The organism is Burkholderia sp. PvR073 (assembly GCF_054055695.1).
Genome location: NZ_JBSRXO010000009.1, coordinates 277605 through 292467, shown reverse-complemented (window position 1 = coordinate 292467; position 14863 = coordinate 277605). Strand labels below are relative to the sequence as shown.

Sequence of the window (14863 nt, the reverse complement as noted above, 5' to 3'; positions counted from 1 at the left end):
GCGCTCGCGGTGTCGCCCGTCGCGTCCCGTGCGCGGCAGCGCGTCAGTGCGTCAGCCGATATCGACGTCGTCGCTTCCGTCGCCCTGCAGCGCGAGCGCCACGTTGATCAACCCGACCTGCGCGAGCGTGAACGGGAAATTTCCGCACATGCGCTGCGCCTTCACGTCGTATTCCTCGGCCAGCAGCCCGACGTCGTTGCGCAGGCCCAGCAGCCGCTCGAACAGCGCGCGCGCGTCGTCGTCGCGGCCCTGCATCCGGTAGACCTGCGCGAGCCAGAAACCGGCCGCGACGAACACGCCTTCGTCGCCTTCGCAGCCGTCGTTGAAAGGCTGCGGCCGATAGCGGAACGGCAGCCCGTCCTCCAGCAATTCCCGCTCGATCGCGGCAACCGTGCCGGCCACGCGGGGATCGGACGCGTCGAGCATGCCCGTCAGCGGAATCAGCAGCAGGCTCACGTCGAGCCCTTCGCCGTCGTAGCGCTCGACGAAGCGGCCGAGTTTCTCGTGATAACCGCGTGCGAGCACTTCCGCGCGAATCGCATCGGCCCAGCGCCGCCACACGTCGAGCGGCGCGTGATAACCGAACGCGCGCGCCGAGCGGTACGCGCTTTCGACCGCCGCCCAGATCATCACCTTCGACGACGTGAACAGGTGCCGGCCGCTGCGCACTTCCCAGATCCCTTCGTCGGGTTCGCGCCAGACCGTCGCGAGATGCTCGATCAGCCGCCGCTCGAGCATCCACGCGTCGTCGTCGGGCGGCAAGCCGTGCCGGCGCGCATGGTACAGCGCGCCCAGCACCTCGCCGTACACGTCGAGCTGCAGCTGCTCGGCCGCCGCGTTGCCGAAGCGCACCGGTTGCGCGCCTTCGTAGCCGGCCAGATGCGCGGCAGTCCATTCCGCCGCGCGCCGGCCGCCGTCGGCCGCATACAGCACCTGCAATTGCGACGGATGGTCGGCGATCGCTCGCACCAGCCAGTCGCGCCAGCGCGCGGCCTCTTCGCGATACCCGCAGCGCACCAGCGCGCGGAGCGTGAAACTCGCGTCGCGCAGCCAGCAGAACCGGTAATCCCAGTTGCGCTGGCCGCCGAAACGCTCGGGCAGCGAACTGGTCGGCGCCGCGACGATGCCGCCGGTGCGCACGCTCGACAGCAGCTTCACCGTGATCAGCGCGCGCTCGACCGCGTCGCGATACGGGCCTTCGGCCGTGTTGCACTTCACCCAGCCGCGCCAGAACGACTGCGTATCGCGCACCGATGCGTAGGCGTCAGGCACGGCCGGCGGCCGGTCGTATGAGCGCGCGTAACTGATGGCGAAATCCACGCGCTCGCCCGCCGTGATCCGCTGCGTGCCGACGAGCCGGTCGTCCTGCACGTCGAGTTGCATCTCGGTATCGAGCCACATCGCATCGCCGCCCGTCATCATTCGCCAGCGCCGGCCGAACGGGCGACACCACGGCAGCGCGTGGCCGTAGTCGAAGCGCACGCCGAGATCGACGTCGAACTCGACCGTGCCGCGCTCGCCGCGCACGCTGCGGACCAGGCACGGATCGGCCGTATTCCAGCTCATCCAGTCGAGGATCACGATGCAACCCGACGACGTTTCGAAAGTCGTCTCGAGAATCGCGGTGCCGGGCAGATAGCGGCGCGTCGCGCGTGCATCCGGCTCGCGCGGCGCAATGCGGAAACGGCCGTTGTCGGGCGTGCCGACGAGCGCGGCGAAGCATGGCGGCGAGTCGAAGTCCGGCCAGCACAGCCAGTCGATGCTGCCGTCGCGCGCGACGAGCGCGGCACTGCGGCCGTCGCCGATCAGCGCGTAGTCCTCGATCCGCATCGCGCTCACCGGTCCAGCTTGCGCGCGGCGACGAAACCCGCCGCGAGCACCGCGACGACCGCGGCGAACGCAAGCGCGCGCGACGCGCCGAGCCCCGCCTCGGCGCCGGTGCGGCGCGCTTCGGCGGTGAACGCGCGCACTTCGGATGCGGTGTCGTCCAGCGCGCGCGGATCGCGTGCCAGCAGCGCGACGTTCGCGCCGAGCCGCGCAAAGGCATGGGCGGTCGCGCGGCCGACGCCGGCGCTCGCACCGGTGATCGCGACGGTCTTCACGGTCGATTCCTCCCACTTTTCCAGGGTGGCCGGCACGCCGACGCCTGCCTCGGTGTTGCGTGCCGGAACACGATCAGCGTAGCAAGCGGCATGCCGCGCACCGTGCGGGCCTCGCGTTTCCGGCACGCACGGTGAACGGTCACCAAATTTACAAGCCGGCTGGAACGCGCCGGACTGTGCCGACGCAATCCCCGGACCATGCCCAAACGCGCGGAGCGCGCACGGGAATTGCTCCGCCGCGAACGGTTTGTCGTCATGCCGTCGAATCCGGCAAGGAGTCGCGTTGCTCGTTACGCCGTTCGCCCAAGCGCGCCGTATCGCGTGCATCGCTTCCGTCGCAAGCATCGTCGCGCCGGCGGCCGCGCGTGCGGCCGGTGAATTCGGTGAAGCCGCCGCCGGACTCGCAGGACCGCTGCCGCTCGCGTACGTCGCGCATGCGGCGGGCCCGGCCGCACGGCCGGTGTTCGTGCTCGGCTGGGCGCTGCTCGCGCTGTGCACGTTCGTGTGCATCGCGATCGCGGTGTTGCTGCTGATCGCGATATTTCGCCGCCGCGCGCCGGCAGGCGGTGCCCAGCGCAGCGGGCTGGCGATCGTGACGGTCGGCTCCGCGATCTCGATCGTGCTGCTGTTCGGCGCGCTCGTGTACATGCTGCGCGTACTCGGCGTGGTCGCGGCACCGCCGCGCCCGCCCGCGCTCACGATCATCGTGACCGCGCACGACTGGTGGTGGGCCGTCCGCTATCCGGACGACGCGGGCGGCGCCGCGTTCGTCACCGCCAACGAGATCCACATCCCGGTGGGCGAGCCCGTCGCGATCGAACTGAAAAGCGCGGACGTGATCCATGCATTCTGGGTCCCGCAGCTGGCCGGTAAAACGCAGACGATTCCCGGCCAGACCAACCACCAATGGCTGCAAGCCGACCGGCCCGGCGTCTATCGCGGACAGTGTTCGCAATACTGCGGCGCGCAGCACGCGCACATGGCGTTCGAGGTCGTGGCCGAGCCGCCCGACGCGTTTCGCGCGTGGCTCGCCGCGCAGCGGCAGCCGGCGAGCGCCCCCGCGGCCGGCGCCGAGCAGCGCGGCCGGCACGTATTCGCCACGCGCTGCGCGGGCTGCCACGCGGTGCGCGGCACCGATGCGGCGGGCGACGCGGGCCCCGACCTGTCGCATCTCGGGTCGCGCCGGCTGCTCGCGGCCGGCGCGCTCGACAACACGCCCGACAACCTGCTGCGCTGGATCGCGCACGCGCAGCAGATCAAGCCGCAGACGCTGATGCCGTCGTTCGCGCTCGCGCCGCGCGACGCCGACGATCTCGCCGCCTATCTCGCGACGCTGCACTGAACGGAGGATGACGATGGCCGTTGCCCGCGACACGCCCACCCCGCTCAGCCGCGTGCCCGACCTCGGCGACGCGCCGCCGGGCTCCGCGCACGAACGCGCGCTCGCCGCGCTGTGGGAATCGGAACCCGGCTGGCGCGGCTGGCTCGGCACGGTCGATCACAAGCGCATCGGGCTGCGCTACATCGTCACCGCCTTCGCGTTCCTGCTGCTCGGCGGCGTCGAGGCGCTCGTGATGCGCATCCAGCTCGCGCGGCCGAACGCGACGGTTCTCACGCCCGCTCAGTACGACGCGCTGTTCACGATGCACGGCGTCACGATGATCTTCCTGTACGCGCTGCCGGTGCTGTCCGGCTTCGCGAACTACCTGTGGCCGCTGATGCTCGGCTCACGCGACATGGCGTTCCCGCGGCTCAATGCCTTCTCGTACTGGGCGTTCCTGTTCGCCGGGCTGTTCCTGTATGCGAGCTTTCCGCTGGGCGCGGTGCCCGACGGCGGCTGGTTCAACTACGTGCCGCTCACGTCGCTCGACTACAGCGCCGGCGCGAACATCGATATCTATGCGCTCGGGATGATCCTGCTCGGCATCTCGACGACCGGCGGCGCGGCGAACTTCGTCGTCACGCTGCTGCGCATGCGCGCGCACGGGATGTCGATCGACCGGCTGCCGATCATCGTATGGGGCACGCTGACCGCATCGGTCGCGAACCTCGTCGCGGTGCCGTCGGTGAGCCTCGCGTTCCTGCTGCTGTGGCTCGACCGCAATGCCGGCACGCACTTCTTCGACGTCGCGAACGGCGGCCGGCCGCTGCTGTGGCAGCACCTGTTCTGGATGTTCGCGCATCCGTGGGTGTACGTGGTCGTGCTGCCAGCGATGGGCATCGTGTCGGACGCGCTGCCGACCTTCTGCCGGCGGCCGCTCGTCGCGTACGAGGCGGTCGCTGTGTCGACGGTCGCAACGATGCTGATCGGCTTCGAGGTGTGGGTCCACCACATGTTCGCGACCGGCATCGCGCCGCTCGCGCTCGCGTTCTTCGGCGCGGCGAGCATGCTGATCTCGATCCCGAGCGCGGTCGCGGTGTTCGCGTGGCTCGCGACGATCTGGACCGGCCGCCCGGTGTTCCGCACGCCGTTCCTGTATTTCGCGGGCTTCGTGCTGATGTTCGTGATCGGCGGCGTGTCCGGCGTGATGACGGCCGCGGTGCCCCTCGACTGGCAGTTGACCGACACGTATTTCGTCGTCGCGCACCTGCATTACGTGCTGCTCGGCATCAACGTGTTCCCGGTGCTCGGCGGCGTCACGTACTGGTTCCCGAAGTTCACCGGGCGGATGATGAACGAGCGCTTCGGCCGCCTGACGTTCTGGGTCGTGCTGGTCGGCTTCAACCTCGGCTTCTTCCCGATGCACGTTGCCGGGCTGCTCGGGATGCCGCGCCGCATCTATACCTATCCGCCCGGGATGGGCTGGGACACGTCGAACCTGCTGACCACGATCGGCTCGTTCATCTTCGGCATCGGCATCGTGATGTTCGTCGTCAACGCGCTCGTCAGCGCGCGGCGCGGTGCGCGTGCCGGCGAGAATCCGTGGGGCGCGGCCGGGCTCGAATGGTCGGTCGCGTCGCCGACGCCCGTGTACAACTTCGCGGTGCTGCCGCTCGTCGCGTCGCGGCATCCGCTGTGGGAAACGCGCGAGGATCCGAAGCGCACCAGCACGCAGGTCGGCTACCGGCTCGCCGACGGCCGCGAGGCGCTCGCGGTCACGCCGCTCGCGGCGACGCCGAGCGCGATCCTGAAGATGCCGGAGGACAGCTGCGTGCCGTTCGTGCTGGCGCTGCTCGCCACGGCGGTGTTCGCGGCGATGCTGGCGCGCTCGCCGACGCTCGTCTGCGTGGCCGTCGCCGGTTGCGCGATCGTGACCGCCGTCTGGCTGTGGCCGCGCGGCACGCTCGGGCAGCGCGCGCACCTGCCGGCCCGCGACGACACGCAGGCGCCGGTGGCCGCGGCCGGCGCGCATCCGGATGAGCCGCCGTCGGCCACGGTGCCGACGGGCGCGCCGGCCGCATGCGTCGAACCGCTGCCGGTCGGCAGTTGCGGCGAACGCGCAGGCGGCTGGTGGGGCGTCATCACGCTGATCGTGACCGAGGCCGGACTGTTCGGCTACCTGCTGTTCTGCTACTTCTACCTGCAGTCGCAATCGTCCGCGCCGTGGCCGCCCGAAGGGATGCCGAAGATCGGCCTCGCGGCCGGCAACACGGTCGTGCTGCTGTCGAGCAGCGGGTTCGTGTGGCTCGCCGAGCGCGCGGTGCGGACCGGCAAGCGGCCGCACGCGGTGGCCGCGCTCGCCGTCGCGTTGGTGCTCGGCATCGCGTTCGCGCTCGTTCAGCTGCACGAGTGGCGCGACCATCCGTACGGCCCGACCGTACACCTGTACGGCAGCCTGTACTTCACGATCACCGGCTTACACCTCGCGCACGTGGTGGCCGGGCTCGTGATCCTCGCGCTGCTCGCCGCCTGGACGGCTGCCGGCTTCTTCAGCGGCGAGCGGCGCGTCGCGCTGACGGTCGGCGGGCTCTACTGGCACTTCGTCGACATCGTGTGGCTGTTCATCTTCACCGCGCTGTACGTGTCGCCGTACTGGCTCAGGAGGTCGGGATGAACGACGCGCGCCGCTCGTGGACTCCACTGCTCGCGATCGCGGCCGGCCTGATCGGTGCGCCCGCGCTGTGGTTCGCGCAGATGCTCGCGTCCGAGACGCTCGCGTCGACCGCGTGCTATCCGCTCGGCGTCGCGCAGGCCGTGCCGCGCTGGGCGCACGTGGGCGCGTGGCTCGCGCTGATCGCCGCGTGCGCATTCGCGCTGGCGGCGGCGTTCGCCACCTGGCTCGTGCGCACATGGCAACGCAGGCACGACGCCAATGTTCAGGCCGCGACGCGCGACGACAGCACGCGATTCCTCGCGCGCTGCGGGATGCTCGCCGCGCTCGGGTTCGTGATCGGTCTCGTGTTCACGGGAATCGTGTCGGCTTTCGTGGGGCCGTGCAGTCCATGGCGCTGATCTCGTTCGCTTCGTTCCGCTTTCCGGGGCGCGCTGTCAGCGCCGTACTCGCCGTGTGCGTCTCGCTCGCCGCATGTGACATGCAGCAGGACGACCATCCGGTGTCCGGCGGCGATACGGCCGACGCCGCGTCGGCGGCAGAAGCCCCCGAACCCGCGTCGGGCTGGCGTTTCGTGCGCATTGGTGCGTCGGCGGCCGATGCCGGTGCGTCGATGTCGGCTCGCGTGAAGGAGGATCGCAGGCTTTCCGGGCCGCCTGCCGCGGCGTCGTCGGCGGCGTCGGCCCCAACGCCTGCCGCACCATCGGATGCGGCATCCGCCAAGGCGGCCCGACGCCCGATGGTCGCCGCTGCCGCCGCGAACGCCGACGCCGCGACGATCGCGCGCGGCCGCTACCTCGCGCTTGCCGGCGACTGCGCGGCCTGCCACGACGCGGCCGATCACACGCCCTACGCGGGCGGCCAGCCGGTGAATTCGCCGTTCGGGCCGATCTATGCGCCGAACATCACGCCGGATCCGGCGCACGGAATCGGCCACTACACGCTGCGGCAGTTCGACGACGCGTTGCGGCGCGGTGTACGCGCGGACGGCAGCCGGCTGTATCCGGCGATGCCCTACCCGTCGTTCGCGCGCATGACCGACGTCGACGTGCGCGCGCTCTATGCGTATTTCATGCGCGGCGTCGCACCGTCCGCGAACGCGGCAAAGCTCACGCGGCTGCCGTTTCCGTTCAACCAGCGCTGGGCGCTCGGGCTATGGAGCCTCGCATTCGCGAACCGCGACCGGTTCGTGCCGCAACCGTCGCAATCGGCGCAATGGAATCGCGGCGCGTATCTCGTGCAGGGGCTCGGCCACTGCGGCGCGTGCCACACGCCGCGCGGCCCGGCCTACAACGAGCGCGGCTACGACGAGCACAGCCCAGCGTTCCTGACCGGCGGCATCAACGATCACTGGTTCGCGCCGAACCTGACCGGCGCGGACGCGGACGGCCTCGGCCGCTGGACGATCGACGACCTCGCCGCCTTCCTGCGCAGCGGCCATGCGGTGCGCGGCGCGGTGTTCGGCGCGATGGCGCCGGTCGTCGAAGAGAGCACCGCGCTGCTCAGCGACGACGATCGTCACGCGATCGCCGTGTACCTGAAATCGTTGCCCGCGCAACCGACTGCCGCGACGAACCCGCTGGGCGTCGGCGTCCCGCGGCTGACGGCCGCCGGGCCGCGGCCGGAAGGTGGTCAGCAGGCGCCGGGAGCCGGCATGTATGCGGGGTTCTGCGCGCGCTGTCACGGCGCGGACGGCGCCGGCGTGCGCGATCACGGGCCGCCGCTCGCGGGCAATACGGCCGTGCTCGCGGCCGATCCGACGAGCGCGATCCGGATCGTCGTCGAAGGCGCGCGGCCGGCGCCCGGCACGAACGGCCCCGTGCAGCGGATGCCCGCGATGCGCGGCGCGCTGACGAGCAGCGAAATCGCGGCCGTGGTCAGCTATGTGCGCGGTGCATGGGGGAATCGCGCCGCGCCGGTGTCGGAGCAGGAGGTGACGCGGTTGCGGGCGGCGATTCATCGATAATGGCGTGCTTGCGGGCCGCTCACCGTGAGCCGTCGCCGGCCGGACCGGACCGATCCGCCGACCGCGATTCACATCGACGTGCGATTCACGTCATGGGTCCGTCACGCCGTCGTGTTCGCCCGTTCGCGCCATTGTTCGATGACGCGCGCTGTCAGATCGCGCCGTTCGGTGCATCGCGCATTCAGGTGCTGCCGGAACGGCGCATTGCGCGACGCGTTCATCGCGTGCAGCCCACGTGCGCGACGCTATCCTCGACGCGGGTCGCGCAGCCGGCCCTTTTGGCGATGACGGGCATTGGCCGCATTCCGACGAAGTCGCTACCGCACCGCCACCGCTTCCGATTCCGGTGCCTGCCATCCGCCGCCCAGAGCCTTGAACGCAGCAACCGCCGCGCATGCGGATTCGGTTTGCGCCTGCACGCGTTGGTCGGACGCGCGCAGCAGGCTTTCGTCGGCCTGCAGCACTTCGATCAGGCTGACGACGCCTTTCTGGTAAGCCGCAAACGACGCGGCTCTCGCTCGACCCAGCGAATCCACGCCGCCGCCAAGAACGGCTGCCTGCTCGTCGCGCTTGACGAGCGCCGAGAACGCGTTTTCGACGTCCTCGGTCGCGTGCAGCGCCGCGAGCCGATACGCGGCCAGCATTTCGGCATCCTGCCCTTTAGCCTGCGCGATCTGCGCATTGATCCGGCCGAAGTCGAACAGGCGCCAGCGCAGGCCGAGCACGCCCGCCGCCTGGTTGGCGCCGCCGGTAAACAGGTTGCCCGCGCCCATCGTCGTCGCGCTGCCGATCAACCCGCTCAGCGAGAACTTCGGGTAATACTCGGCGATGGCCACACCGATGCGCGCGTTCGCCGCCGCCACGCGCCGCTCGGCCACGATCAGGTCGGGCCGCCGCCTGAGCAGTTCACCGGGCGTTCCCGTCGCCGCGATCCGCGGCGCAACCGGCACGTCGCCGCCGTCGAGCAATTCCGCCCGATGCGTGCCGGGCTGCGAACCAAGCATCACGTCGAGCGCATTCATCGCCGTGTCGAGCGCCGCTTCGAGCACCGGCACCGTGGCGCGAACCTGCGCGAGCGCGCCTTCGGCCTGCCTGACCTGAAGCTCCGCCGCGAGACCCTTGCCATACAGCAGATTGAGGGTCGACAGCAGATCCTGCTCGGTCTGCACCTGGTGCCGCGCGACCTTCAGCCGGCCCTGCAACCCGCGAATCGTGATGTAGATGTCCGCGGTTTGCGCGGCGACGGCAAGGCGCGTCGCCACCGCGCCGGCTTCCGACGCCTGGTAGTCGGCGAGCGCCGCTTCGCGGCCGCGGCGCAACCCGCCGAACACGTCCAGCTCCCAGCTCGCGTTGAAGTCGGCCTCATAGTCGCTGCCGTGACGGTCGAAACCCGGCGCCGAATTCAGCACACGCCCCAACGGCGTTTCGACCGACTGGTAGACGCGCGCCGCCTGACCACTCACCTCGCCCGAAGGCAGCAGCGCGGCATTCGCCGCACTCAGCCCTGCGCGCGCCTGTGCGACGCGTGCCGCGGCCTGCGCGAGATCGAGGTTCTGCGCCAGGGCCAGCGTGACGTAGCGCGTCAGTTGCGGATCGCCGAACCCCGTCCACCACGTCGCGAGGTCGGCATCGGCGGCCGCGTGCCGCTGGTCGACGGCGGCCTGGCCCAGGAACCGCTGCGGCATCGCGACGTCCGGGCGCACGTAGTCGGGACCGACGGCGCAACCCGCCAACAGAACGGCAACAAGAACCGCAGCAACGACGGGTTTGGGTAGCATGACGGTTTTCGCAAGAATTCGATAGTGACTATAATACCAAATAGTCACTCGTTGTCCATCCAGTCGGCTGCAGCCCATGAAAAAACCCGCTTCTTCCCCGGCCCCCGCGCGGGGGCCGGCCGACCACGACGTCCGGGACCAGATCGTCGTTGCCGCCACCGAGCACTTCAGCCGGTACGGCTATGAAAAGACGACCGTGTCCGATCTCGCGAAGGCGATCGGCTTCTCGAAGGCCTATATCTACAAGTTCTTCGAGTCGAAACAGGCGATCGGCGAAATGATCTGCGCGAACTGCCTGCACGAGATCGAGACCGAGGTGCGCGCGGCCGTCGCCGAGGCCGAACTGCCCACCGAAAAGCTGCGGCGGATGTTCAAGGTCTTTACCGAAGCGAGCCTGCGGCTGTTTTTCCGCGACCGCAAGCTCTACGACATCGCCGCATCGGCCGCCACCGGGAACTGGCAGTCGGTGCAGGACTACGAAGCGCGCGTGCAGAAACTGCTGCAGGACGTGCTGCAGGCAGGCCGCCAAAACGGCGAGTTCGAGCGCAAGACGCCGCTGGACGAAACCGCGATGGCGATCTACCTGGTGATGCGCCCGTACCTGAATCCGCTGCTGCTGCAATACAACCTCGACACGACCGACGCCGCGCCCGCCCAGTTGTCCAGCCTCGTTCTGCGCAGCCTCGCCCCATGATGCGTCGCCGTTTGTGACCATTGACTATTTTAGTCACTAGATCCACAATGAAAGCCCCGAACACTTCGTCACTGGGTCTTTCATGGTCAGGCGTCGCCTCGCTCTCTTCGCAGCCGCTTCCGCCCTGCCGCTCGCGCTAGCCGCGTGCAGCGGAAAAGCGCCTTCCGATCCGCGCACGGAAGCGCCGCTCGTGCGCACCGCCGTCGTGCAGGCGGCCGTTCCCGCGTCCCGCGCGTTTACCGGCACCGTCGCCGCCCGCGTGCAGAGCGACCTCGGGTTCCGGGTGTCCGGCAAGGTGCAGGAGCGGCTCGTCGACGCCGGTCAAACCGTCCGGCGCGGCCAGCCGCTCATGCGGCTCGACCCGGTCGACCTGAAGCTCGCGGCCCGCGCACGCGACGAGGCCGTGGCCGCCGCGCGGGCCCGCGCGCGGCAGACCGCCGAAGACGAAGCCCGCTACCGCGACCTGCGCGGCACCGGAGCGATATCGGCATCGGCCTATGACCAGATCAAGGCGGCGGCCGATGCCGCCAAGGCGCAACTGAGTGCCGCCGAGGCCGACGCGAACGTGTCGCGCAATGCGACAGGCTATGCGGAACTCGTCGCGGACGGCGACGGCGTCGTGATGGAAACCCTCGCCGAGCCCGGTCAGGTGGTCAGCGCGGGCCAGCCGGTGGTACGGCTCGCGCACGCCGGCAGCCGCGAGGCCGTGATCCAGTTGCCTGAAACCCTGCGCCCGGCGATCGGATCGAGCGCGCAGGCCGAGCTGTTCGGCAAGCAGGACGTGAGCGTTCCCGCGACGCTGCGCCAGCTCTCCGATACCGCGGATACCAGAACGCGCACGTTCGAAGCGCGCTATGTGCTGCAGGGTGCATTGGCCGGCGCCCCGCTGGGTGCGACCGTAACGATCCGGATCGCGGACGGCGCGCAACAAACCGGCCTGCAGGTGCCGATCGGCGCGCTGCTGGACGCAGGCAAGGGGCCCGGCGTGTGGGTCGTCGCCGGCGATCCGGCCAAGGTGGCGTGGCGGCCGGTCAAGCTCGAGCATCTGGACGACGACAACGCCCGCGTGTCCGGCACGCTGAAGCAAGGCGAGCGCGTCGTCGCACTCGGCGCCCACTTGCTGCGCGAAGGCGAAACGGTCCGCGTGTCGCCGCAGGCCGTCGCGCTCGCAAGCGAAGGAGCACGACCGTGAGCGAGCGCCGATTCAACCTGTCGGCGCTCGCGGTGCGCGAGCGCGCGGTCACGCTGTTCCTGATCTGCCTGATTTCGCTCGCCGGGCTCGTGTCGTTCTTCAAGCTGGGCCGCGCGGAAGACCCGGCCTTCACGGTCAAGGTGATGACCATCGTCACCGCATGGCCCGGCGCGACCGCGCAGGAAATGCACGACCAGGTCGCCGAAAAGATCGAAAAGCGCATGCAGGAGCTGCGCTGGTACGACCGCACCGAAACCTACACGCGCCCCGGCCTGGCCTTCACGACGCTGACGTTGCTCGACAGCACGCCGCCGTCCGAGGTGCAGGAGCAGTTTTATCAGGCGCGCAAGAAGATCGGCGACGTGGCGAACGATCTTCCGTCGGGCGTGATCGGCCCGATGGTCAACGACGAGTATGCGGACGTCACGTTCGCCCTCTTCGCGCTGAAGGCCAAGGGCGAGCCGCAGCGCCTGCTGGTGCGCGATGCGGAGACGCTGCGCCAGCGGCTGCTGCACGTGCCCGGCGTGAAGAAGGTCGACATCATCGGCGAGCAGGCGGAGCGCATCTATATCCAGCTGTCGCACGACCGGCTCGCGACGCTCGGCGTGAGCCCGCAGGACGTGTTCGCCGCGCTCAACGGCCAGAACGCGCTGACGCCGGCCGGCTCCGTGGAAACGCGCGGCCCGGAGATCTTCATTCGCGTGGACGGCGCGTTCGACAAGCTGCAGAAGATTCGCGACACGCCGATCGTCGCGCAGGGTCGCACGCTGAAACTGTCGGACATCGCCACCGTCGAGCGCGGTTACGAAGACCCGTCGACGTTCCTGATCCGCAACAACGGCGAACCCGCGCTGCTGCTGGGCATCGTGATGCGCGACGGCTGGAACGGCCTCGACCTCGGCCGTGCGCTCGACCACGAGGTCGGCGCGATCAATAGCGGGCTGCCGCTCGGCATGAGCCTGACCAAGGTGACCGACCAGTCCGTGAACATCAGCTCCGCCGTCGACGAGTTCATGGTGAAGTTCTTCGCCGCGCTGCTCGTGGTGATGCTGGTGAGCTTCGTCAGCATGGGCTGGCGCGTGGGCCTCGTCGTCGCCGCGGCCGTGCCGCTGACGCTCGCCGTGGTGTTCGTCGTGATGGCCGCGACCGGCAAGAACTTCGACCGCATCACGCTCGGCTCGCTGATCCTCGCGCTCGGCCTGCTGGTCGACGACGCGATCATCGCGATCGAGATGATGGTCGTGAAGATGGAGGAAGGCTACGACCGCGTGGCCGCGTCGGCCTACGCGTGGAGCCATACGGCCGCGCCGATGCTGGCCGGCACGCTGGTGACGGCGGTCGGCTTCATGCCGAACGGCTTCGCGCGCTCCACCGCGGGCGAATACACCAGCAACATGTTCTGGATCGTCGGGATCGCGCTGATCGCGTCGTGGGTCATCGCGGTGGCCTTCACGCCGTACCTCGGCGTGAAGATGCTGCCGAACTTCAAGAAGTTCGAAGGCGGTCACGATGCGATCTACGACACGCCCCGCTACAACCGCTTCCGCCAACTGCTGACGCGCGTGATCGCCCGCAAATGGCTGGTCGCCGGTTCGGTCGTCGGCCTGTTCGTGCTCGCGATTCTCGGCATGGCGATCGTCAAGAAGCAGTTTTTCCCCATCTCCGATCGCCCCGAGGTGCTGATCGAGGTGCAGATGCCGTACGGCACGTCGATTTCGCAAACCAGCGCCACCACGTCGAAGGTCGAGGCGTGGCTCGCCAGACAGAAGGAAGCGCGGATCGTCACCGCGTACGTCGGCCAGGGTGCGCCGCGTTTTTATCTGGCGATGGGGCCGGAGTTGCCCGATCCGTCGTTCGCGAAGATCGTGGTGCGCACCGACAGTCAGGACGAGCGCGACGCGTTGAAGGCCCGGCTGCGCCGCGCCGTTGCCGACGGCCTCGCGCCCGAAGCGCGCGTGCGCGTCACGCAACTCGTGTTCGGTCCGTATTCGCCGTTCCCGGTGGCCTACCGGATCACGGGCCCCGATCCGGACACGCTGCGCGGCATCGCGGCCGAGGTTCGCCACGTCATGACCGGCAGCCCGATGATGCGCACGGTCAATGCCGACTGGGGCACGCGCGCGCCGACGATGCATTTCACGTTGCAGCAGGATCGCCTGCAGGCGGTCGGCTTGACGTCGGGCGCGGTCGCGCAGCAGCTGCAGTTCCTGCTCACGGGCGTACCCGTCACGGCGGTGCGCGAGGATATTCGTACCGTGCAGGTGATCGCGCGGTCGGGCGGCGATACGCGGCTCGACCCGGCGCGGCTCGACGACTTCACGCTCGTCGGCGCGAACGGCCAGCACATTCCGCTGTCGCAGGTCGGCAAGGTCGACGTACGAATGGAGGAGCCGATCATGCGCTGGCGCGATCGCGTGCCGACCGTCACCGTGCGCGGCGACATCGCCGATGGTTTGCAGCCGCCTGACGTATCGGCCGCGATCACGAAGGCGCTGCAACCGATCGTCGACAAGCTGCCGAGCGGTTATCGAATCGAGCAGGCCGGCTCCATCGAGGAGTCGGGCAAGGCGACGACGGCGATGCTGCCGCTGTTCCCGATCATGCTGGCGATCACACTCGTCATCATCATCTTCCAGGTGCGCTCGATCTCCGCGATGGTGATGGTGTTCCTGACGAGCCCGCTCGGGTTGATCGGCGTGGTGCCGACGCTGATCCTGTTCGGGCAGCCGTTCGGCATCAACGCGCTGGTCGGGCTCATTGCGCTGTCGGGGATCCTGATGCGCAACACGCTGATCCTGATCGGGCAGATCCATCAGAACGAACTCGCGGGGCTGGATCCGTTCCATGCGGTCGTCGAAGCCACCGTGCAGCGGGCCCGCCCGGTCATCCTGACTGCGATGGCGGCCGTGCTCGCGTTCATTCCGCTTACCCATTCGGTGTTCTGGGGAACGCTCGCGTACACGCTGATCGGCGGCACGTTCGCCGGCACGATCCTCACGCTGGTGTTCCTGCCCGCGATGTATGCGATCTGGTATCGAATCCGGCCCGGTCATGCCGCCGGTTCGCGCCGTGGCGGACACGAGGCGTCGCCTGCCGCACCTACGCTTGCACCCGCGCTCGACGTGCGCGATTGATACCC

9 protein-coding genes and 1 pseudogene are annotated in these 14863 nt (G+C 69.4%); 7 read left to right on the top strand and 3 right to left on the bottom strand.

Translation table 11 applies throughout. The features are described 5' to 3' along the window. Positions 1-51 precede the first annotated feature (51 nt). Positions 52-1830: a glycoside hydrolase family 15 protein gene (locus tag ACVK00_RS25425; protein ID WP_284895935.1), complete on the bottom strand. Its 1779-nt coding sequence runs from the start codon at positions 1828-1830 to the stop codon at positions 52-54. A 116-nt stretch (positions 1831-1946) separates the two neighbouring features. Next, a pseudogene (locus ACVK00_RS25420) lies at positions 1947-2102 on the bottom strand (SDR family NAD(P)-dependent oxidoreductase); the annotation flags it as partial. A gap of 283 nt (positions 2103-2385) precedes the next feature. On the opposite strand from ACVK00_RS25420, the gene coxB reads away from it, so the two are divergent. Genes coxB through ACVK00_RS25400 form a run of 4 tightly spaced genes read left to right on the top strand, consistent with a single transcriptional unit; the run spans position 2386 to position 8060 of the window. Beyond that, the gene (coxB, locus tag ACVK00_RS25415; protein WP_284895937.1) at positions 2386-3444 is read left to right on the top strand and encodes a cytochrome c oxidase subunit II; all 1059 of its coding nucleotides are present in this window, start codon (positions 2386-2388) and stop codon (positions 3442-3444) included. 13 nt (positions 3445-3457) lie between these two features. Next, complete coding sequence (gene ctaD / locus ACVK00_RS25410; protein WP_284895939.1) at positions 3458-6097, top strand: cytochrome c oxidase subunit I; 2640 nt, start codon at positions 3458-3460, stop codon at positions 6095-6097. After that, positions 6094-6495 (top strand): cytochrome C oxidase subunit I, encoded by a 402-nt coding sequence (locus ACVK00_RS25405; protein WP_284895941.1) that lies wholly within the window; start codon positions 6094-6096, stop codon positions 6493-6495. The genes ctaD and ACVK00_RS25405 overlap by 4 nt, the downstream gene beginning before the upstream one ends. Beyond that, complete coding sequence (locus ACVK00_RS25400) at positions 6486-8060, top strand: c-type cytochrome (protein WP_354123323.1); 1575 nt, start codon at positions 6486-6488, stop codon at positions 8058-8060. The genes ACVK00_RS25405 and ACVK00_RS25400 overlap by 10 nt, the downstream gene beginning before the upstream one ends. A 317-nt stretch (positions 8061-8377) precedes the next feature. Here ACVK00_RS25400 and ACVK00_RS25395 read toward each other — a convergent pair whose 3' ends face one another. After that, the gene (locus ACVK00_RS25395; protein WP_354123322.1) at positions 8378-9838 is read right to left on the bottom strand and encodes a TolC family protein; all 1461 of its coding nucleotides are present in this window, start codon (positions 9836-9838) and stop codon (positions 8378-8380) included. Positions 9839-9914: 76 nt separating this feature from the next. On the opposite strand from ACVK00_RS25395, the gene ACVK00_RS25390 reads away from it, so the two are divergent. From ACVK00_RS25390 to ACVK00_RS25380, 3 genes are all read left to right on the top strand, one after another. Further along, entirely contained in the window at positions 9915-10532 is a 618-nt protein-coding gene (locus ACVK00_RS25390; protein ID WP_166723862.1) for a TetR/AcrR family transcriptional regulator, read from the top strand. 82 nt (positions 10533-10614) lie between these two features. After that, on the top strand, positions 10615-11724 hold the full coding sequence (locus ACVK00_RS25385) for an efflux RND transporter periplasmic adaptor subunit (RefSeq protein ID WP_284895945.1): 1110 nt from the start codon (positions 10615-10617) through the stop codon (positions 11722-11724). Next, positions 11721-14858, top strand: a complete 3138-nt coding sequence (locus ACVK00_RS25380; protein WP_284895947.1) for an efflux RND transporter permease subunit — start codon at positions 11721-11723, stop codon at positions 14856-14858. The genes ACVK00_RS25385 and ACVK00_RS25380 overlap by 4 nt, the downstream gene beginning before the upstream one ends. Positions 14859-14863 lie beyond the last annotated feature (5 nt).